Source organism: Micromonospora sp. NPDC047465, assembly GCF_040643125.1.
Classification (GTDB): Bacteria; Actinomycetota; Actinomycetes; order Mycobacteriales; family Micromonosporaceae; genus Micromonospora.
On sequence record NZ_JBEYTP010000002.1, the window covers coordinates 337,791 to 358,584 of the forward strand.

Annotated in this window: 16 protein-coding genes and 1 pseudogene; 9 read left to right on the forward strand and 8 right to left on the reverse strand. The window is 74.8% G+C overall.

Annotated elements, in window-relative coordinates:
* Entirely contained in the window at window positions 1–765 is a 765-nt protein-coding gene (locus tag ABZ793_RS03870; protein WP_357451394.1) for a methyltransferase domain-containing protein, read from the forward strand.
* Window positions 762–1,913, forward strand: coding sequence for a nucleotide pyrophosphatase/phosphodiesterase family protein (locus tag ABZ793_RS03875; RefSeq protein WP_357451397.1), 1,152 nt, complete (start codon window positions 762–764; stop codon window positions 1,911–1,913). The genes ABZ793_RS03870 and ABZ793_RS03875 overlap by 4 nt, the downstream gene beginning before the upstream one ends.
* 97 nt (window positions 1,914–2,010) lie before the next feature.
* Here the strand turns inward: ABZ793_RS03875 and ABZ793_RS03880 are convergent, their stop codons facing one another.
* A complete protein-coding gene (locus ABZ793_RS03880) occupies window positions 2,011–2,583 on the reverse strand; it encodes a TetR/AcrR family transcriptional regulator (protein ID WP_357451400.1) in 573 nt (190 codons plus the stop codon).
* A gap of 83 nt (window positions 2,584–2,666) precedes the next feature.
* Here ABZ793_RS03880 and ABZ793_RS03885 point away from each other — a divergent pair, with 83 nt between their 5' ends.
* The 3 genes from ABZ793_RS03885 (at window position 2,667) to ABZ793_RS03895 (ending at window position 6,062) form a co-directional block, all read left to right on the forward strand.
* Window positions 2,667–4,205 carry an MFS transporter gene (locus ABZ793_RS03885; RefSeq protein ID WP_357451403.1) on the forward strand — a complete coding sequence of 513 codons (1,539 nt, stop codon included), beginning with the start codon at window positions 2,667–2,669 and terminating at the stop codon, window positions 4,203–4,205.
* A gap of 86 nt (window positions 4,206–4,291) precedes the next feature.
* Window positions 4,292–5,551 (forward strand): DNA polymerase IV, encoded by a 1,260-nt coding sequence (locus ABZ793_RS03890; RefSeq protein ID WP_357451406.1) that lies wholly within the window; start codon window positions 4,292–4,294, stop codon window positions 5,549–5,551.
* Between the two features lie 115 nt (window positions 5,552–5,666).
* Window positions 5,667–6,062, forward strand: coding sequence for a DUF3040 domain-containing protein (locus tag ABZ793_RS03895; RefSeq protein ID WP_350685819.1), 396 nt, complete (start codon window positions 5,667–5,669; stop codon window positions 6,060–6,062).
* 181 nt (window positions 6,063–6,243) lie between these two features.
* On the opposite strand, the gene ABZ793_RS03900 is transcribed toward ABZ793_RS03895, so the two are convergent.
* The 3 genes from ABZ793_RS03900 to ABZ793_RS03910 are packed head-to-tail and all read right to left on the reverse strand — an operon-like array spanning window position 6,244 to window position 11,084.
* The gene (locus tag ABZ793_RS03900; protein ID WP_357451409.1) at window positions 6,244–8,712 is read right to left on the reverse strand and encodes a transglutaminaseTgpA domain-containing protein; all 2,469 of its coding nucleotides are present in this window, start codon (window positions 8,710–8,712) and stop codon (window positions 6,244–6,246) included.
* Window positions 8,713–8,728: 16 nt separating this feature from the next.
* A complete protein-coding gene (locus tag ABZ793_RS03905) occupies window positions 8,729–10,027 on the reverse strand; it encodes a DUF58 domain-containing protein (protein WP_357451412.1) in 1,299 nt (432 codons plus the stop codon).
* Window position 10,028: 1 nt separating this feature from the next.
* On the reverse strand, window positions 10,029–11,084 hold the full coding sequence (locus tag ABZ793_RS03910; protein WP_357451415.1) for a MoxR family ATPase: 1,056 nt from the start codon (window positions 11,082–11,084) through the stop codon (window positions 10,029–10,031).
* A 573-nt stretch (window positions 11,085–11,657) separates the two neighbouring features.
* On the opposite strand from ABZ793_RS03910, the gene leuS reads away from it, so the two are divergent.
* Complete coding sequence (leuS, locus tag ABZ793_RS03915; RefSeq protein ID WP_357451418.1) at window positions 11,658–14,495, forward strand: leucine--tRNA ligase; 2,838 nt, start codon at window positions 11,658–11,660, stop codon at window positions 14,493–14,495.
* Between the two features lie 133 nt (window positions 14,496–14,628).
* Here leuS and ABZ793_RS03920 read toward each other — a convergent pair whose 3' ends face one another.
* The 4 genes from ABZ793_RS03920 to ABZ793_RS03935 are packed head-to-tail and all read right to left on the reverse strand — an operon-like array spanning window position 14,629 to window position 18,095.
* Window positions 14,629–15,447 (reverse strand): phosphotransferase, encoded by an 819-nt coding sequence (locus tag ABZ793_RS03920; RefSeq protein WP_357451421.1) that lies wholly within the window; start codon window positions 15,445–15,447, stop codon window positions 14,629–14,631.
* An 8-nt stretch (window positions 15,448–15,455) separates the two neighbouring features.
* Window positions 15,456–16,139 (reverse strand): VTT domain-containing protein, encoded by a 684-nt coding sequence (locus ABZ793_RS03925; RefSeq protein WP_357451424.1) that lies wholly within the window; start codon window positions 16,137–16,139, stop codon window positions 15,456–15,458.
* A complete protein-coding gene (locus ABZ793_RS03930; protein ID WP_357451427.1) occupies window positions 16,136–16,858 on the reverse strand; it encodes a glutamine amidotransferase in 723 nt (240 codons plus the stop codon). The genes ABZ793_RS03925 and ABZ793_RS03930 overlap by 4 nt, the downstream gene beginning before the upstream one ends.
* Complete coding sequence (locus ABZ793_RS03935) at window positions 16,848–18,095, reverse strand: MurT ligase domain-containing protein (RefSeq protein ID WP_350712137.1); 1,248 nt, start codon at window positions 18,093–18,095, stop codon at window positions 16,848–16,850. The genes ABZ793_RS03930 and ABZ793_RS03935 overlap by 11 nt, the downstream gene beginning before the upstream one ends.
* Window positions 18,096–18,451: 356 nt before the next feature.
* Here ABZ793_RS03935 and mraZ point away from each other — a divergent pair, with 356 nt between their 5' ends.
* The 3 genes and pseudogenes from mraZ to ABZ793_RS03950 all read left to right on the forward strand — a co-directional run bounded on the left by mraZ (window position 18,452) and on the right by ABZ793_RS03950 (window position 20,794).
* Entirely contained in the window at window positions 18,452–18,883 is a 432-nt protein-coding gene (mraZ, locus tag ABZ793_RS03940; RefSeq protein ID WP_357451430.1) for a division/cell wall cluster transcriptional repressor MraZ, read from the forward strand.
* 190 nt (window positions 18,884–19,073) lie between these two features.
* Window positions 19,074–20,199, forward strand: a pseudogene (gene rsmH / locus ABZ793_RS03945) (16S rRNA (cytosine(1402)-N(4))-methyltransferase RsmH).
* Entirely contained in the window at window positions 20,189–20,794 is a 606-nt protein-coding gene (locus ABZ793_RS03950; protein WP_357451433.1) for a septum formation initiator family protein, read from the forward strand. The pseudogene rsmH and the gene ABZ793_RS03950 overlap by 11 nt, the downstream one beginning before the upstream one ends.

Below are 20,794 nucleotides of genomic sequence, written 5' to 3' on the forward strand. Positions count from 1 at the left end.
GTGACTAGGCTCGACCGGGTGGAGCAGACCCCAGGCCGGCTCGCCGGGCCGCCACTGACCCCCCGTACCGCCGTGATCTGGTCGGTGCTGCGCGCCGAGCTGGAGCGCCGTGGCGACGCCGCGCTGACCGTGCTCGACGTCGGCGGCGGCACCGGCGGCTTCGCCGTCCCGCTCGCCCAGGCCGGGCACCGGGTGACCGTGGTCGACGCCAGTCCCGACGCGCTCGCCGCGCTGACCCGCCGGGCCGCCGAGGCCGGCGTCGCCGAGCGGGTCCGCGCCGTGCAGGGCGACGGCGACGCGCTCGCCGGGCTGGTCGAGCCGGGCAGCGCCGACCTGGTGCTCTGCCACGCGGTCCTGGAGGTGGTCGACGATCCGGCGCCGGTGGTGGCCGCGCTGGCCGCCGTGCTGCGCCCGGGCGGCGCCGCGAGCGTGCTGGTCGCCGGCCGGGCCGCCGCGGTGCTCGGCCGGGCGATGAACGGGCACCTGGACGTCGCCGCCGCGCTGGCCGCCGACCCGGCCGGCACCGCGGGCGCCCGGGACACGCTGCGCCGGCGCTACGACGCCGAGACCGCCGCCGCGCTGCTCGGCGCCGCCGGGCTCGTGGTCGAGGAGATCCACGGCGTACGCGTGCTCGCCGACCTCCTCCCGGCCGCCGTCGCGGACGGTCAGCCGGCCGCCCTGGTGGAGCTGGAGCGGGCGCTCGCCGCGCGGGCCCCCTGGCGGGACCTCGCCGCACAGTTGCACCTGTTCGCCCGGCGCCCGTGACCGACCCGCTGGAGATCGTCGGGCCGCGCTACGGCGGCGGCAGCCTCGCCGACGTGCTGCCCAGCGCGCTCGCCGTGCTCGGCGTGCCCGGCGCCACCGACCCGCTCGGGCTGGGCGTCGCGCTGGCCGGGGTGCGCCGGGTGGCGGTGCTGCTGGTGGACGGCCTCGGCTGGCACCAGATCCCGACCGCCGCGCCGTACGCGCCGGCCCTGGCCGGGCTCGCCGCGACCGTGGGCCGGCCGCTGACCTCCGGCTTCCCGTCCACCACGCCGACCAGCCTGGTGACGCTGGGCACCGGTGCCGCGCCCGGGGCGCACGGCGTGCTCGGCTTCACCCTGCGGGTGCCGGGCACCGACCGGGTGCTCAACCACATCGAGTGGGCGGCCGACCCGGAGCCGCGGCGCTGGCAGCCCGTCCGCACCCAGCTCGAACGGGCCCGGGCGGCCGGCGTCGCGGTGACGGTGGTGAGCCGGCCGGAGTTCGGCGGCAGCGGGCTGACGGTGGCCGCCAACCGGGGCGGCGACTACCGCGGCGCGGCCGGCGTCGACGCGCTCGCCGCGCGGATGCTCACCGCCCTGGCCGCCGGGCCGGGGCCCACCCTGGTCTCCGGCTACCACCCGGACCTGGACCGGCACGGCCACCTCAGCGGCGTCGACTCGGCGCCCTGGCGGATCGCCGCGGCGGAGGTGGACCGGCTGCTCACCCGGCTCGTCGACGGGTTGCCGCCCGACGCCGCGCTGCTGGTCACCGCCGACCACGGCCAGCTCGACGTGCCGGCCGGGCACCGCGTCGACCTGGACACCGATCCCCGGCTGCGCGCCGGGGTGGCGGTGGTCGCCGGCGAGCCCCGGGTCCGCTACCTGCACGTCACGCCCGGGGCCCGGGACGACGTCGTGGCCGCCTGGACGGCGGTGCTCGGCCCCGCGGCCCGGGTCCGCACCCGCGAGGAGGTGGTGGCCTCCGGCTGGTTCGGCCCGGTGCCGGAGGAGCACCTGCTCCGCATCGGCGACGTGGTGGTCGTCTGCAACGCCACGTACGCGGTGACGGCCTCCCGGTCCGAGCCGCCGATGGTGTCGCGGCTGGTCGCGTACCACGGGGCGGACACCGCGGCCGAGATGACCATCCCGCTGCTGGTCGTACGCGGCTGACGGCCGGGCGGCCGGCCGTCCCGCCGGTGGGCGGCGTCTCGCGGAGCGGAACGCCCGCCGGGACGGCGCGGTCAGGCGCGGACGGGGCCTGCCGCCGTCACCGCCCGCGCCCGGAGAGCCCCTCGATCGCCCGCACGAGGTCGTCGGCGGTGGGCGCCGACGCGGGATCGAGCAGCCACTGGAGCATGGCGCCGTTGATGAGCGCCAGGGCGAGCGAACCGTAGCGGCGCGCCTGCTCCGGCGAGATCTCCGCCGGCGCCACGTCGAGCGTCAGCGCGGCGAGCTCCTGCCGGCTGGCGGCGTAGCCGGCCGCGAGCTGGTCACGCACCTCGGGTGCGAACTCCGCCTGGGCGTACGCCTGCACGCTCGCCACCAGGACCTCCCGCTGCTCGCGCGCCATCTCGAACACCCCGTGGAGGAACCGGCGGAGGCGCTCCAGCGGTGCGCCGCCGGGTTCGGCCACGACGGCCGCGGCGATCGCGTCCCCCCAGGCGTCGAACGTCTCCAGGATGGCGGCGTTCAGCAGGGCGTCCTTGCTGCCGAAGTGGTAGCCGATGGAGCCGAGGTGGGCACCGGTCACCGCCACGATGTCGCGGGCCGTGGTGTGGGCGTAGCCCTTCTCCACCAGGCACCGCTTCGCCCCCGCCAGCAGTTCCTCTCGCTGTCCCATGCCGGCAGTGTAGTGGCCTCTTGAACGTCCGTCTTGTACAAGCGTCTTGTACAAATGTCTTGTACGCCTGTACGGTTCGCTGCGTGACCACCCCTGTTCCTTCCCGTGCCCGTGGTCGCGAGTGGCTCGGCCTCGTCGCCCTCGTGATCCCCGCCCTCCTCGCCTCCATGGACCTCTCCGTCCTGTTCATGGCCGCACCCTGGATCAGCGCCGAACTCGAACCGAGTACCGGCCAGTACCTGTGGATCATGGACATCTACGGCTTCGTGATGGCCGGTCTGCTGGTGACCATGGGCAGCCTCGGCGACCGCGTCGGGCGCCGCCGGCTCCTGCTCGTCGGCGCCGCCGCGTTCGGCGCGGCGTCCCTCCTGGCCGCGTTCGCCACCACCCCGGAGTTGCTCATCGCCGCCCGGGCCCTGCTCGGCCTGGGCGGGGCCACCCTCGCGCCGTCGACGCTCTCCCTCATCCGCGGCATGTTCGCCGACGAGGACCAGCGGCGTACCGCGGTCGGGGTCTGGACGGCCGGCTTCACCGGCGGCATCGCGATCGGCCCGATCGTCGGCGGCTTCCTGCTGGAGCGGTTCTGGTGGGGCTCCGTGTTCGTCATCAACGTCCCCGTCATGCTCCTGCTGCTCGCCGTCGGGCCGTTCCTGCTGCGCGAGTCGAAGGACCCGCACCCGGGCCGGTTCGACCCGCTCAGCTCCCTGCTCTCCCTGGGGGCGGTGCTGCCGGTCATCTACGCCGTCAAGCGTGTCGCCGAGGAGGGCCCCGATCCGCTGTCGCTGGTGACCCTCCTCGTCGGTCTCGCCGTGGGCGCCCTCTTCGTCCGTCGGCAGCGCCGCAGCGAGCACCCGATGATCGACGTGCGGCTCTTCGCCGCCAGCTCCTTCTCCGCCGCCATCGGCGCGAACACGGCGATCGCCTTCGCGAGCGCGGGCATGGGCCTGCTCGCGGTCACGTTCCTCCAGACGGTGCTCGGCCTCAGCCCGTTCGACGCCGCGCTCTGGATGCTCCCGACCATCGTGGGCAGCGTCGTCGGCGTCGCCCTCGCGTCCGCGCTCGCCCCGAGGACCCGGCCCGCGATCCTCGTCGCCGCGGGGCTCGTCGTCGCCGCCGGCGGCTTCCTGCTCGTCAGCACCATGCGGGTCGACGCGCCGGTCTGGTGGCTGATCGCGAGCTACGGGCTGCTCACCCTCGGCGTCGGGATGACCAGCACCCTGGCGACCTCGCTCGTCCTCACCACGGCGCCGCCCGAGCGGGCGGGGGCCGCCTCGGCGATCTCCGAGACGAGCACGGAGTTCGGTGGCGCGCTCGGCATCGCCGTGCTGGGCAGCATCTCCGCCGGCATCTACCGGGCCCGGATGGACACCGAGGTGCCGGCCGGGCTCGGCGACGACCTGGTCCACACCGCGACCGACACGGTCGGCGGCGCCCTCGCCGTGGCCGGCCAGGTCCCGGCCGAGGTGGCCGGGGTGCTGCGCGACCGGGCCTTCGCCGCCTTCACCGACGGGTTCACGGCCACCGCGGTCGTCGGCGCGGCGATCCTGCTCGTCGGGGCGCTCGTCAGCGCCGTCGCCCTGCGGCGCGTACCCCCGGGAACCCCGTCCGCCGACCGGGGCTGACGGCACGGGCCGCCCGGACGGCCGGCGACGCACCGCGCCGCCGGCCGTCCGGACGGCATGTCGGAGGTGCCCGCTAACCTGCGGGGATGGGTCGCAGCCAGTCGTTGCCCCGGGGCGGCGATCCCCGGTTCGGGCCGGACGCCGACGACTCCGGCTGCCCGATCCTGCACGTCGACATGGACGCGTTCTTCGCCTCGGTCGAGGTCCGCCGCCGGCCGGAACTGCGCGGCCGGGCCGTCGTGGTCGGCGGGGTCGGCCCGCGCGGGGTGGTCAGCTCCGCCAGCTACGAGGCCCGGCGCTACGGCGTCCGCAGCGCCATGCCCACCGCGCGGGCCCGCGCGCTCTGCCCGCACGCGGTCTACCTCCCGCCGGACTTCGCGCAGTACTCGGCGGCCTCCCGGGCGGTCATGCAGATCTTCCGGGACGTCACCCCGCTGGTGGAGCCGCTCTCGCTCGACGAGGCGTTCCTCGACGTGGCCGGGGCCCGGCGGCTCTTCGGCTCCCCGGCCGCCATCGCCCGGCGGATCCGCGAGCGCGTCGCCGGGGAGCAGGGGCTGACCTGTTCGGTAGGGGTCGCGCCGAGCAAGTTCGTGGCCAAGCTCGGCTCGACCCGCGCCAAGCCCGACGGGCTGCTCGTCGTCCCGGCCGCCCGGGTGCTCGACTTCCTGCACCCGCTGCCGGTGTCGGCGCTGTGGGGGGTGGGGGAACGGTCCGCCGAGACGCTGCGTCGGCTCGGCCTGGCCACCATCGGCGACCTCGCCGAGGCGCCGGTCGGCATGCTGCGCAAGGCGCTCGGCGAGGCGTCCGCGACGCACCTGCACGAGCTGGCCTGGGGGCGGGACCCGCGCCGGGTCAGCCCCGAGCAGGTCGAGAAGTCGATCGGCGCGGAGGTGACCTTCGACGCCGACGTGGCCGATCCCCTGGAGATCCGCCGGGCGCTGCTCGCCCTCGCCGAGAAGGTGGGCGCCCGGCTGCGCCGGGCCGGGCAGGTCGGGCGGACGGTCTCGCTGAAGGTGCGGCTGGCCGACTTCCGCACCGTCAACCGGTCGCGCACGTCGGGTGTGCCGACCGACGTCGCCCGGGAGATCTTCGACACGGTCTGGGCGCTCTACGCCGCCCTCGACCCGGGCGAGCGCATCCGCCTGGTCGGCGTCCGGGTCGAGGGCCTCGCCCCGGCGCAGGAGACCCCGCGGCAGCTCGCCCTCGGCGCGCCCGAACGGGGCTGGCGGGAGGCGGAAGCTGCCGCCGACGCCGCGGCTGCCCGTTTCGGGCGGTCCGTCATAGGTCCGGCCAGTCTGCTCGGGGTCCGGGACGGGCGACGAAATGAAAATCCACCCCGGCCGTAGGTCGTCCCGCTTTCCGACGCGCGAGGGCCCTCGTAGACTTGCGGGTAAGCAGCCGGTTGGCTGCCACGGTCTGTCGGCCCGACCGGGCCGACCCACGTGACCGGGGAGGAGTGCCGTGCCGCTCTCGGAGCACGAGCAGCGGCTGTTCGAGCAGATCGAGCGGTCGCTTGCCGAGGACCCCAAATTCGCCTCGGCCGTGCGCGCCAGCGATCCGCGTTTCCACGCGCGGCGTCGCCTGCTCGTCGCTGCCGGCGTGATCATCGCTGGGCTGGCCCTGTTGGTCTATGGCGCGGTGATCAAGACTCCGCCGCTGGCAGTGGCGGGTTTTGTCGTCATGCTGGCCTCGGCCGCGTTCGCGGTGCAGTCGCATCGTCGGGCGCAGTCACCTGACCTGCACGTCGTGGGAGGCACGACGAGTCGTCGCCGCCCCCGCGGTCGTACGGGTCGGCGGCCCTCGATCCTCGACCGGATGGAGGACCGGTGGCGGCAGCGCCCGGAGGGGCACCGCTGAGCCCGGCCCGCCGCTGAGGCGGGTCACCCCACCGCGACGACGAACCGCGTCGCCGGCGCGCCCGGCGACCTGAGGCGTTTCCGCGCGCCCCTGGGCCCGCCCGGGCACCCTCCGACGTTCGGGAACGGGCCGGGAGCGGCGAGGTCGCCGCTGCCGGCCCGTCCGAGTGGGGCCGTGCGGGTCAGCGGGCCATGCGGTCGGCCAGCAGGCGGCGCGGGCTCCAGCGCAGCAGTCGGGAGCGGGCGCGCGCGCCCGCCGCCAGCAGCCGGGACGACGCGTCGGCCGTGGCCAGTCGCCAGCGCAGCAGCACCGAGGGCGGCAGCACCGCCGCCACCAGGCGGGTACGCCGGTCGGCCCGCGCGGCGAGCGCGCCACGGATGGTGCGCAGGGCCGGCGGGAGGTGCTCGCCGGTGAGCGGGTCGCGCGCGTAGCGGGCGCGCTCCTCGGCGCGGCCGAGCAGCCGTACCGCCGTGGTGGCCTCGGCGTCGGCGGCCAGCGCCTCCCGGGACAGCCGGTCGGCCGTGGCCCGCGGCGTCTCCGTCCGGTCCACCCGCACCCGGTAGTCCACCAGCGTGTCGAGCAGCTCGTCCCAGGCGGCGTGCGCGTCCGCCCGGGCCCGCTCGGCGTCCACCAGGACCACCATGCGCTGCCCGTCGGTGGGCGCGTCGCCGGCCTCCCTCGCCCGTACGGCGGTCGGGGCCGGCGTCGCCGGGCCGCTGCGCCGCCTCCGCAGGGCCAGCCGGCGCAGCGCCGGCAGGGCGAGCAGGGCCAGCAGGAGGAGCACCGCGCCGGCCGCGTACCAGGGCCAGACGGGGGCCTGCTCGGCCGGGGCCGCCGCGCCGATGGCCAGGCCGGTGTCGGGGTCCTCCTCGGGGCCCTCGGGGCCCGCCGGGCCCGCCGACGGGTCGCTCTCGCCGACAGGGGCCGACGGGCCCGGGGCCGGCGCGTCGTCCTCGGTGGCGTCGATGTCGGGGGCCCAGGCCGACCGGGTCGAGCCCGGCACGCCGATCGCGGGGGTCGCGTCGAACGGCACCCAGCCGACGCCGTTGAAGTAGACCTCCGTCCAGGCGTGCAGGTTCCGGTTGGTCAGCGTGTAGGTGCCGCCGCTGGAGTTGCTGCCATTGGTGAACCCGAACGCCACCCGGGCCGGGATCCCGGCGGCCCGGACCAGCCACGCCATCGAGGCGGCGTACTGCTGGCAGAAGCCGACCTTGTTGTTGAGGAAGTCGACGATCTCCTGGCCGCTGATGCCGCCCTTGGTGCTCAGCGAGTACGTGAAGCCGTTGTCGGCGGAGAAGTAGTCGTAGATCCCGCGGACCTTGTCGTACTCGGTGTCCTTGTCCGCCACCAGGGTGCGGACCAGCTCCTCCACCTCGGAAATCGGCGGTGGCGCCGGGTGCGCGCGCCGCACCGGGTGGTCCGACGGCAGCGGTCGCGCCCGCCGCAGCGCCTCGGGGGTGTACGTCGAGCGCACGTAGTCGAACGCGTAGCGCTTGCCGCGGGAGTTGTCGCGGTTGGAGAAGATCACCTGCAGGTTCGGGTCGTACAACCAGTTGCCGTTCAGGTCCTCGGTGCGCACCGGGTCGGTGTAGACCGGCAGCAGCGGCATGGTGAGGTTCTTCGTGACCTCGACGGTGGCCCGGTACGTCCGCTGTTCGACGCCCCCGCCGGACGGTGTGGGCAGGTTCTCGACGGAGCGGCCCCGGGGGTTGCCCACGTCGAAGCCGCTCGACTTGAGCTCGTCGGCGACGCCGAAGCGCAGGTAGAACGGGCTGGGTTCGTTGGTGGTGACCTTGACCAGGTCGGCCACCTCGGACTGGTTGAGCTGCCCGCTCAGCGCCGCGAACAGGTCGATCCGGCCCGGGGCCCCGCCCTGCCCGGGGCGCCCGCTGCCGTTGCCGGCGCCGGAGCCGGAGGTCAGGGTGTCGAGCAGCCCGCCGGTCATCCCCGGCACGGCCAGCGGCAGCGCCACGGCCAGCGCCACGCCGACCACCGCGAGCCGTCGGCCGGCGGCGGCCAGCGGCGAGGACTCCCAGACGTCGACGTCGCGGCCGTCGCCGGTGAACCGCCGGCCGAACCGGCGGACCCGGTCGACGTTGTCGGTCACCAGCAGCCAGAGGTAGCCGGCGGCGCCGACGACGAACGGCACCGGCGGGATGCTGTCGACGTAGACCGCGACGGGCACGGAGTAGATGGCCAGCATGGGAAGGCCGGCCAGCGCCGGCCGGCGCAGCCCGACGGCGAGCACGTCGACCACCACCGCCACGCCGCCGATCCCCAGCACGGTGATGAACAGCAGCGGATCGGTGTCGGGCACCTCGACGCCGTAGGAGCGCATGTCCTCCAGCGACCCGCTGAACAGGTCGCCGAAGTGCGCGAAGGTCGCCGGCGTGGGCAGGAAGGCGAGCAACTCCGTGCCGCCGGGGAAGAGCCAGGTCAGGGCCAGCGTCAGGCCGGCCAGCATGCCGAGCACCTGCCCCCAGAGCGGCACCCGTGCCAACCGGGCGAGCGCGGCCGCGGCCGCGACCACGGCCACCGCGATGGTGGCCTGGATCAGCCACGTCCAGCGTTCGAAGATGGCCGACAGCGGCGCCGCGGCGAGCAGCGTCGCCGCGGCGGCCACGAAGCCGAGGTTCCGGTGGGCGATCATGAGGGGCCCCTTCCGTTCATCGCACGCCGCCGGCCACCGTCTCGGCCATCGCCGCCCGCAGGGCGAAGCCCTGCGAACCGCGGGCCGCCTGCGGCCACAACGCCGGCAACCGGGCGCCGTGGTCGACCCCGATCACCCGCCAGCCGCTCTGCAGCAGGGCGAGGGCGGCGGCGCTGTGCGCGTGGTCGGCCTCGGCCCGCGCCTTGGCGGGCAGGTTGAGCCAGGTGGAGCTGTCGAGCAGGAAACCGACGCAGGTCGCGCCGTTGCCCCGCAGCCCGGCCAGCAGCTCGGCCTCGGCCGTGCCCAGCGAGCCGAACAGGCCGATGATCAGGCCGCCGTCCGCCCGCTGCCGGACCCGCTGCACCAGCGTGGTGAGCTCGACGTTCTTGTCGAGCCCGACCTCGGCGAGCTGGTCGAGGAGCAGCCCGTCGCCGGCGGCCTCGGAGGCGTCGACGTCGGCTCCCGAGCCGGTGACCAGGCGCAGCTTGTAGCCGGCCTGCCGCAGGTGCACCGCGATGCTCGCGGCGGCGGAGACCGCCCACTCGAAGGAGGCCGTCGGCCCGTCGCCCCGGTGGCCGTACGCACGGGTGTCCAGCACGACGGTCGCCCGGCTCTCCCACGGCTGCTCCTCCCGGCGCACCATCAGCTCGCCGGTGCGGGCGGTCGACTTCCAGTGCACCCGGCGCAGGTCGTCGCCCATCCGGTACTCCCGGGTGGCGGCGTCGTCCTCGCCGTGCACGGCGACCGAGCGGGCCCGGCTGTCGCCGCTGCCGGCGTACTCGCCGGGCAGGCGTACCGAGGGCAGCGGGGTGACCTGCGGGATGACGGTCAGGTGGTCCGTGCTCGGGAAGGCGCGGCTGAGCTCGCACAGCCCGAACGGGTCGGTCATCCGGACCACCAGCGGGCCCACCTCGTAGCGACCCCGCACGTCGGCCCGCACCGTGTACGCCACCGAGCTGGCCTGGTGGGCGCCGAGCCGCTCCAGCACCACCCGCGGCCGGCTGCCCAGCGCGTACGGCAGCCGGTCCTCTAGCAGCAGGGTGCCGGTGGGCAGCCGGGACAGGTTCTGCAACCGCAGCACCACCCGGGAACTCGCCCCGACGGGCGCGCGGTGCGGGTCCAGCGACCGGTTGCAGGCCAGCTTGTAGCGGCTGCGCCCCACGTAGGCGGCGGCGAGCAGCGGCAGGACGGCCAGCAGCACGGCCACCCGGAGCAGGTCCTTCTCGCCGAGGATGCCGGCCGAGATCGCGGCCGCGACCGCGGCCGCCAGGAACGATCGGCCGCGGGTCGTCAGCCCTCGCAGCCCGTCTCGCACGTCACCGCCTCCGCGGCTCGTAGGGGGCTCGGCCGTTGCCCTCGCCCGTGGGTCGGGTGTCGTACGGGGAGCGCTTGCGGTCGTGCGGCAGCGGCAGCCGGTGCACCAGCTCGGAGACGATCGCGTCGGTGGTGCGCCGGGCCAGCTGGGCGTCGGCGGTCGGGATGATCCGGTGCGCGAGCACCGGCACGGCCAGCGCCTGCAGGTCGTCGGGGAGGACGTAGTCCCGCCCCTCTAGGGCGGCGACCGCGCGGGCGGTGCGCAGCAGCTGGAGGGTGGCTCGCGGGGAGGCGCCGAGGCGCAGGTCGGGGGCCTCCCGGGTCGCGGTGACCAGGTCGATCGCGTACTGCTTGACGGCGTCGGCGACGTGCACCTGCCGGACGTGCGCGATGAGCTGCCGCACCGTGTTGGCGTCGGAGACCGGTTGCAGCTCGTCCAGCGGGTCGGTGGCGCCGTGACCGTCGAGCATGGCCAGCTCGGCGTTGGGGTCGGGGTAGCCCATGGCGATGCGGGCGGTGAACCGGTCGCGCTGCGCCTCGGGGAGGGGGTAGGTGCCCTCCATCTCGATCGGGTTCTGGGTGGCGACGACCATGAACGGCGTCTGGAGCTGGTAGGTGACGCCGTCGACCGTGACCTGCCGCTCCTCCATGCACTCCAGCAGCGCGGACTGGGTCTTCGGCGAGGCGCGGTTGATCTCGTCGCCGACGACCAGGTTGGCGAAGACCGCGCCGGGACGGAACTCGAAGTCGTGCGTCTCCTGGTTGTAGACGCTGACGCCGGTGACGTCGCTGGGCAGCAGGTCCGGGGTGAACTGGATGCGGCGCACCGAGCAGTCGATCGAGCGGGCCATGGCCTTGGCGAGCTTCGTCTTGCCGACACCCGGCACGTCCTCGATGAGCAGGTGCCCCTCGGCGAGCAGCACCGCCAGGGCGAGCCGCACGGTGGCGGTCTTGCCCTCGATGACCTGCTCGATGTTCGAGACGATGGCTTCGCTGGCGGCGCGGAACTCGTCGTGCGGCAACAGGCCGCCCACCTCGTCCCAGGTCTGTTGTGTCACGGGCCTCCTCCTCGTCGCCGGACGGCAGCTCTGTATAGAGCAGCTGGACCCGCCGTTGGGTTCGCGGCGCCGAGCCTCGTCTGCCGCAGGAATCTCACTGGTCTCTCAGGCTAACCATGTTTGTCGCTGTCGCCGACCCCCGCAGGTGGACCGTCGGTTACGCCCTGAATATTCGCCGGGTCGGGGGATCCGCCCGTCGCTCCGGGTGCCGTCCATGATCACGAAGGGCGCGCCCGGGGGCGTCCCGGACGGGGCCCGCGTCCCGACCGGTGGTAGCGGGCGGCGTGCGGGACCGGACGGCGGGTACACTCCCGGTCATGGCCGGATTCTTCCTGCTCCTTACCGGGCCGTGCTGATGCGCTGACGCGCGACAGCACGGCGGCCCCTCCTGCGCGAGGGGCTTTTTTGTGCCCTCCGCCGGGCGCCCCGGCGGTCGGCCCCGGCGCCGGCCCCGACGGCACGGCGCGCCGGGGGAGCAGACCCGATCCATACCGACATGACCACGCCGAGCGAGGTCAGCATCCAGCCCGGCCGTGGCGTGGCCGGCGGCGACGAGCGAAGCGAGGAGACGCCATGAGTGAGGCAGCAGCGGCGGGCGACATTCCCCCGTTCCGGTACACCGCGGCCCTGGCCGAGGAGATCGAGCACCGCTGGCAGGACGTCTGGGCGCGGGAGGGCACCTTCCACGCCCCGAACCCGACCGGCCCGCTGGCCGACCCCGGCCACCCCCGGTCCGGGGCGGAGAAGCTGTACGTGCTGGACATGTTCCCGTACCCGTCGGGCGCCGGCCTGCACGTCGGGCACCCGCTGGGCTACATCGGCACCGACTGCTTCGCCCGCTACCAGCGGATGGCGGGGCGCAACGTGCTGCACGCGATGGGCTTCGACGCGTTCGGCCTGCCCGCCGAGCAGTACGCGGTGCAGACCGGCACCCACCCCCGGACCACCACCGTGGCCAACATCGAGCGCTACAAGGCGCAGCTGCGCCGGCTGGGCCTGGCCCACGACGAGCGCCGCTCGGTGGCCACCATCGACGTGGACTTCTACCGCTGGACCCAGTGGATCTTCCTGCAGGTCTTCAACTCCTGGTACGACACGGAGGCGAAGCGGGCGCGCCCGATCGCCGAGCTGATCGCCGAGTTCGAGGGCGGCAACCGGCCCACGCCCGACGGCCGGGCGTGGGCGGAGCTGTCCGTCGCCGAGCGGCGCGCCGTCGTCGACGACCACCGGCTGGCGTACGTGTCGCAGGCGCCGGTCAACTGGTGCCCCGGGCTGGGCACCGTGCTGGCCAACGAGGAGGTCACCGCCGACGGCCGCTCCGAGCGGGGCAACTTCCCGGTCTTCAAGCGCAACCTGAAGCAGTGGATGATGCGGATCACCGCGTACGGCGACCGGCTGCTGGACGACCTGGACACGCTGGACTGGCCCGAGCCGATCAAGCTGATGCAGCGCAACTGGATCGGCCGCTCCACCGGCGCGCACATCGACTTCCCCACCACGCTGGAGCCGATCCGGGTGTTCACCACCCGGCCGGACACGATCTTCGGCGCGACCTACATGGTGCTGGCGCCCGAGCACGGGCTGGTCGACGCGCTGGTGCCGGCCGCCTGGCCGGAGGGGACGAAGGACGCCTGGACCGGCGGGCACGCCAACCCGCGGGCGGCCGTGGAGGCGTACCGGAAGGCGGCGGCCGCCAAGACCGACGTCGAGCGGCAGGCCGACACGAAGGAGAAGACCGGCGTCTTCGTCGGGGCGTACGCCACCAACCCGGCGAACGGCGCGCAGATCCCGATCTTCATCGCGGACTACGTGCTGGCCGGCTACGGCACCGGCGCGATCATGGCGGTGCCCGCCCAGGACGAGCGGGACTGGGCGTTCGCCGAGGTCTTCGAGCTGCCGATCGTGCGCACCGTGCAGCCGGCGGAGGGCTTCGACGGCAAGGCGTACACCGGGGACGGCCCGGCGGTCAACAGCGCCGCGCCCGACCGCGGCCTGGACCTGGACGGCCTGGGGGTCGCCGACGCCAAGGCCCGGATCATCGAGTGGCTGGAGGCCAACGGGCACGGCGCCGGCGCGGTGACCTACCGGCTGCGCGACTGGCTGTTCTCCCGGCAGCGCTACTGGGGCGAGCCGTTCCCGATCGTGTACGACGAGACCGGGGCCGCCATCGCGCTGCCGGAGGAGATGCTGCCGGTCGAGCTGCCCGAGGTGGACGACTTCTCGCCGCGCACGTTCGACCCGGAGGACGCCGACAGCAACCCGGAGACCCCGCTGTCGCGCCGGCGCGACTGGGTCGAGGTGGAGCTGGACCTGGGCGACGGTCCGAAGCGCTACACCCGCGAGACCAACGTGATGCCGCAGTGGGCCGGCTCCTGCTGGTACGAGCTGCGTTACCTGGACCCGACCAACTCGGAGCGGTTCGTCGACGCGGAGAACGAGCGGTACTGGATGGGGCCGCGCGGCGAGGGCGACTGCGGGGGCACCGACCTGTACGTCGGCGGCGCCGAGCACGCCGTGCTGCACCTGCTGTACGCCCGGTTCTGGCACAAGGTGCTGTACGACCTGGGCCACGTCTCGTCGTTCGAGCCGTTCCGCAAGCTGTTCAACCAGGGCTACATCCAGGCGTACGCGTACACCGACGCCCGGGGCGCCTACGTGCCGGCCGAGGACGTGACCGAGCGCGACGGCGGCTTCTACCTGGGCGACACGGCCGTCAAGCGCGAGTACGGCAAGATGGGCAAGTCCCTGAAGAACGTGGTCACCCCGGACGAGATGTGTGCCGCGTACGGCGCGGACACCTTCCGGGTCTACGAGATGTCGATGGGCCCGCTGGAGGTGTCCCGCCCGTGGGAGACCCGGGCGGTGGTCGGCTCGTACCGCTTCCTGCAGCGGGTCTGGCGGGCGGTCGTCGACGAGCAGACCGGTGCGCTGCGGGTCACCGACGCGCCCGCCGACTCCGCGACCCGGCGGCTGCTGCACAAGGTGATCGACGGGGTCCGCGGCGACATGGAGGCGATCCGGTTCAACACCGCCATCGCCAAGCTGATCGAGCTGACCAACGGGCTGACCCGACTGGCGGAGACCCCGCGCGAGGTGGCCGAACCGCTGGTGCTGATGGTGGCGCCGTTCGCCCCGCACATCGCCGAGGAGCTGTGGCGTCGGCTGGGGCACGACACCTCCCTGACGTACGCGGACTTCCCGACCGCCGACCCGGCGCTGCTGGTGGCCGAGACGGTGACCTACCCGGTGCAGATCAACGGCAAGGTGCGGGGCCGGGTCGAGGTCCCCGCCGACGCGTCCGAGGAGACCGTCCGCGCGGCGGCCCTGGAGGCGGTCGCGTCGTCCCTGGCCGGCAGGGAGCCCCGCAAGGTCATCGTGGTCAAGGGCCGCACGGTCTCCGTCGTCGTCTGACCGGCGCCCGGCTCCCGGGTCCGCCCGGGTCGGGGCGCGTCGATCATGGAGTTGTGGTGGGGGACGAAGTCCCGGGGCCGGGACGAACCGGTCACCACAACTCCATGATCGTCCGCGCCGGGCCGTGCGACGGTCAGCGCAGTGCGGCCGTCACCGTTTCGCGGTGGTCGGCCAGCCAGTCGTGCCAGCCGCGTACCGCGTCGGCGGCGCCCGCCGCACGGAGCCGCCGCATGGCCTCCTCGCCCCGGTCCGCGCCGGCCGCGATGCCGCGCCAGGTCCCGTCGAGCTGGTCGAGCATCACGTCCACGAGGTCGGCGCGGGGCAGCGCGACCGGCCGCGGGCCGGCCGCCTCGTAGGCGTCGCAGAGCACCCGGGCCCGCCGGCCCAGCTCCGCCGGGTCGCCGCCCGGCCCCAGCTCCGCCCAGTGCCAGGCGGCGAAGGCCACGTCCTCGATCCGCCGGCCGGGACCGGCCAGGTCCCAGTCGAGCAGTGTCACCGGCAGCGGGCCGGCGGAAGAGTCGCGGTACACCGTGTTCTTCGGGGACAGGTCGCGGTGGCAGACCGTCTCGGCGTCCCCGGCGAGCGCGCTGCCGGCGCACGCGTCGTGCAGCCGCCGGACCAGCGCCGCCAGCCCGGTCAACGCCGGGTCGGCGAAGTACGCCGGGTCCTCCCGGTCCCGCCACGGCACCCGGCCGTCGACGTGGCTGAGCACCTGCCGGCCCCGCTCGTCCGTGCCGAGGTGGCGGGGCGCGACGTCCGCGCCCACCCGCTCGAGGTGCCGCAGCAGCGCGGCGACGAAGTCGGCGTTCTGCGGCGGCGTACGCCGGACGGTGTCGCCGACGCGGACGACCTCGGCGATGAAGCCCCCGGACAGCCGCTCCTCGCCCTGGCCCCCGCGCCGGTCGGGGCGGCCCGGGTCGGGGGAGGGGGAGGGGGAGGGTCGGCTCGGCACGGCGGGCCTCAGCCCGGAGCGAGCCGGCGCTGCCGCTCGGCGCGCCACCAGCGGCGGATCAGCACCGCGCTGGCGACCAGGCCGAGCGCGGCGGGCGCGGCGGCGAACCAGTTGACGTCGCCCGGGGAGGCGGCCGCCGCGCCCACCGCCGCGTACCCGAAGGCGGTGGGGACGGAGGCGATCACGCTGCCCGCCAGGAACGGCAGCACCCGGGCGCCGGTGGTGCCGTAGCCGTAGCTGACCAGGCCGAAGCCCGCGATCGGCAGCAGCCGTACGGTGACCACGCCGAGGACGCTCTGCCGGGCGAACCAGCCGTCCAGCCGGGCCAGCCGGCCCCGCACCCGTTCGGCGACGAACTCCCGCCCGAGCAGGCGGCCGACCGCGAAGCCCAGCGCCGCCGCCAGCAGCGCCGCGCCCAGCGCGTACGTGGCGCCCTCCAGCGCGCCGAAGATCGCCCCCGAGGCGAGCGTGATGAAGGTCCGGGGGACGAGCGCCACCAGCAGCAGCGCCCCGCCGACGACCGCCGCCACGGGGGCGAGGGCGCCCAGCCGGTCGGCCAGCCGGGGCAGCTCCCCGACCTCCGGCAGGGGGACGACGAGCAGCGCCGCCCCGAACGTGGCGAGCAGGAGCAGCAGCAGCGCGAACCGGGCGGCCGACCGCTGCCGCAGCAGCCGCCGGACGGCCGGGTTCATGCCCGGGCGGCGGCGGCCACCGCGGCGCGGCGCTCGGCGCGGAGCCGGTCCGTCCAGGTGTCGTCGAGCGGCGGGAGCTGGTGCGCGCCGGTGGCCCAGCGCAGCAGCAGGTCCGCCAGGGCGGGGTTGCGGGCCAGGGCCGGGCCGTGCGAATACGTGCCGAGCAGCTTGCCCCGCCACGCCCCCTCGGTGGCGCCGTCGTTGCCGACCCCGGCGGTCACCCGGGCCAGCGGGGAGACCCCGGGGCCGAGGTGGGTGCGACCGCCGTGGTTCTCGAACCCGGTCAGCGCCGGTACGCCCAGCCGCGGGTCGACCTCGCCGGCCAGCTCCCCGACGGCCCGGGTCGGCCCGCGGTCGGAGGAGAGGTCGAGCAGCTCCAGCCCGGCGCATCGGGTGCCCTTGGCGAAGAAGGACGTGCCGAGGAGTTGGTAGCCGGCGCAGACCCCGAACACGACCGAGCCCTGGGCGACGGCCCGGTGCAGGCCGCCGTCGGCGAGCAGCCGTTGCGCGCCGAGCGCCTGCGGGCCGTCCTCACCGCCGCCGATGAGGTAGATGTCGGCGGTGGCGGGGAGGCGCTGGTCGGAGCGGACCTCCAGGACCTCGACCGGGAACCCGCGCTGCCGCGCCCGGCGGGCGAGGATCAGGGCGTTGCCCCGGTCGCCGTAGGTGGAGAGCAGGTCGGGGTAGATCCAGACGATGCGCAGGCTCTCAGTTGACACGGTCCAACTCCGCTCGGATGTCCTGGAACGCGGTGTAGTTCGCGATGACCTCCAGGCGGCCCGGAGGCACCGCCCGGACGGCGTCGTGGAACGTCCGCACGTGCTGGAACGGCACGTCGTTGACCTCCAGCCGGACCGCCAGGTCGTACGCGCGGTCGCCGGTGATCAGCACCTGCCGGCCGCGCAGCGGGGCGAAGTCGACGTCGAACAGCCAGGAGGTGTCGAGCCCGTCGGGGTCGCGGGCGTTGATGGAGAGCAGGGTCGGCGCCTCGTCGGCCATGTCGAACGCCTCCAGCCAGCTGGCCGGGTTCTTCGCCAGCAGCAGCCGGATGTTGCGCCCGTCCCGGTCGACCTGGGCGTAGCGGCCGGCGACGGAGGTGACGGTGCCGAGCTGGAGCACCGCGTCCACCGGCCGGACGCCGAACTCGGCGGCGACGGCCAGCGCGGTGGCGGCGTTGCCGAGGTTGACCTTGCCGGGGAGCTGGAGCTTGACCTTGTGCCAGGCGCCGGTCGGGTCGAGCACGCCGTCGTCCTCCACCGTCCACTGCGGCTGGGGACGGCGCAGCGGGCAGCCGCTGCACCACCACTGCTCGCCGGAGCGCTGGATGGTCGAGCCGCACTCGGGGCAGACCCACGAGTCGTCGTGCCAGCGCTGCCCGGCGCTGAACCAGGTGACCTGCGGCGGGGCGATGCGGTGGTCGTGGTTGGGCGGCGGCGTCGCGGCCCACACCACCATCGGGTCGTCGGCGTTGGCGACGATGCGGACGTCGGTGTGCCGGACCAGTGCGGCGCGCCAGAGCTGCGCCATCATGGCGACCTCCTTGGCCCGGTCGAGCTGGTCGCGGGAGAGGTTGAGCAGCGCCACCACGTGCGGCTCGGTGGCCTCCAGCACCTGGGCCAGGTAGTGCTCGTCGACCTCCAGCACCGCGTAGGGGGTGCTGCCGGCCTTGGCCAGCGCGGAGGTGTGCCCGGTCGGCATGTTGGCGCCGAAGGAGTTGGTGGCGACCCGGCCGAGCACCCCGACCGCCGCGGCGGTGAGCCGGGTGGTGGTGGTCTTGCCGTTGGTGCCGGAGACCAGGGCGATGGCGCGCCCGGCCGACAGGTGGGCCAGCAGGTCGGGATCGATCTTCAGGCCGATCCAGCCGCCGATCACCGAGCCGTCGCCGCGGCCCGCGGCCCGCGACAGCGCCGCGGCGGTCCGCGACACCGAGCTGGCCACCTTCGCCCGCAGGGGCATCTTCGCGTCCGTCACCCGAGCGAGGTTACCGGACCGGCGGGCCCACCAGATCGCCGCCGAGGGCGAACCGTTCGGCCGGGGCGGTCCGGCGGGGTGGCCGGACCACGCTCAGCCGGACGGAGTCGATCTATGTCGGAAAGCGGACCGGCTCCGGCGGGCCGTCCGGCCCCCCACTCCGCTCCACCCCCTCTGACGTGCGGTTTCGCGCGGCGGAAGGGCGCGCCACGCGGGCGTTTCTGGTTGCGGGTGGAGGGAAGTGGAGTAGAGTGGGGCGCGATGGTGAGGCCGGGAGGGCCCACCGGCCCGGGGGGTCAGCGGCGCCGCGAACGCCGCTCAAGGGCGAGGGGGTTGGGCCGATGTTTCTCGGCACCCACACCCCGCGCCTCGACGACAAAGGCCGGTTGATCCTTCCGGCGAAGTTCCGGGACGAGCTGGCGGGGGGTGTCGTGATCACCAAAGGGCAGGAGCGCTGCCTCTACGTCTTCCCGATGCCCGAGTTCCAGCGGATCGCGGAGCAGTTGCGCGTGCAGCCGATGACGCACAAGGCGGCCCGGGCCTACAGCCGGGTCTTCTTCGCCAGCGCGCACGACGAGGTGCCCGACAAGCAGGGCCGGGTGACGATCCCGGCCCACCTGAGGTCGTACGCCGCCCTCGACCGGGACCTGGTCGTGATCGGCGCGAGCACCCGGGTGGAGATCTGGGACAAGGCCGCCTGGGAGAACTACCTCGCGGAGAGCGAAGACGACTTCGCCGACATCGAGGAGGGGGTGCTGCCCGGCGGTCTGTAGGGCGTGACGACGCCCGACGTACTGCGAGATCTCCACCCGCTTTCGAGTTCCTGGCACCCCTTCCCCGGTGCCAGGCGCACGATCCGATGGGAGGGCCGCGGCCTCCGGCGGGCGGGAGCGGATGGGGATCTGGCGGTACGACGGCACAGCGTCGTCCGACGACAGGCACATGAAGGACGAGGTTCAACCAGTGGGGGTCGACATGGGGGAGCTACGCGGCACGCACGTGCCGGTGCTGCTCGAGCGGTGTCTCGAGTTGCTGGCCCCCGCGCTGGGCCGGGGCGGGCGGACGGTCCATGTCGACGCGACGCTGGGCCTGGCCGGGCACGCCGAGGCGGTGCTGGAGGCACATCCGGAGACGGTGCTCGTCGGGCTGGACCGGGACACGGAGGCGCTCGCCCACGCGCGCGTCCGGCTGGCCCGCTTCGCCGACCGCGTCCACCTGGAGCACGCCGTCTACGACGAGCTGCCCGAGGTGCTCGACCGGCTCGGCTACCCCGGGATCGACGGGATCCTGTTCGACCTGGGGGTCTCGTCGCTGCAACTCGACGCGCCCGACCGCGGGTTCGCGTACGCGCAGGACGCCCCGCTGGACATGCGGATGGACCAGACCCGGGGGGTGACCGCCGAGGAGGTGGTCAACACCTACTCCCACCCGGACCTGGCCCGCGTGCTGCGGGTCTACGGCGAGGAGAAGTTCGCCGGCCGGATCGCCTCGGCGATCATCCGGGAGCGCGAGCGGGCCCGGATCACCTCGTCGGCGCGGCTGGCGGAGCTGGTGCGGGAGTCCATTCCGGCACCAGCCAGACGAACCGGGGGACACCCGGCAAAGAGAACGTTTCAGGCTTTACGGATCGAGGTAAACAAGGAGCTGGCAGCGCTGGAGACGGCGCTGCCGGCCGCGCTCGACAAGCTCAACGTGGGCGGCCGCATGGTGGTCCTGTCCTACCACTCGCTGGAGGACAGGCTGACCAAGGCGGCGCTCGCCGAGCGGGTCCGCAGCAAGGGCCCGGTCGACCTCCCGGTCGAACTGCCCGGCTCGGGTCCGACGTTCCGGCTGCTGAGCCGGGGCGCCGAACTGCCCGGGGAGCGGGAGGTCGCCGCGAACCCGCGGGCCGCCTCGGTGCGCCTGCGGGCCGCGGAGCGGCTCGACCCGGACGCGGCGCAGCAGGGGCGTACCGACCGCGAACGGTACCGCCGGCGGGTCAAGGCGATGCACCAACCGGGGGCGGGGTCCACCGGGTCCGAGACGGATCCGAGGGATCCCGGGGGACGGGACAGGGACGGACGAAGAGGGGGAGGGACATGACGAATGACAAGCGCGACCGCCGGGACGTGACCGGCGGCGGGCAGCGCGCACCGCGGTCGGGGGGCCGGATCGCGGCGGAGCGGGCCACGCGCACCGGGACCGGCACGCCGAGGGCGGACCGGACGAGCCGGCTGGGGGAGACTCGCGCCCGGGGGGCGCGCGAGTTCCCGACGCAGGGCAGTGCCGCGCTGCGGCCGGCCGAGCGGGGCGGCGCCACCGCGGCGCGCCCGCCCCGGCTGCGGGTGGCGCCGCCGCCGCCGGTGAGGGTGCCGCGGGCGCCGTTCGCGGCGCTGGTGCTGGTGCTGGTGGTCGGCGGGGTGCTCGGCATCCTGCTGGTCAACACGAAGATCAACGAGAACGCCTTCCGGCTGGAGAAGCTCCAGGAGCAGCAGGCCAAGCTCGACCTGGAGCAGCAGCAGCTCAACAAGCAGATCGCCGACGCGGAGGCGCCGGGCAACCTGGAGGCCCAGGCCCGCCGGCTCGGCCTGGTGGAGGCGGGTGAGCCGGCCTACATCCGGCTGCCCGACGGCAAGGTGATCGGTGTGCCGCAGCCGGCCGACGGCCAGCCGTCGATCACCAGCCAGCAGGGCGCGGGAGGCTGA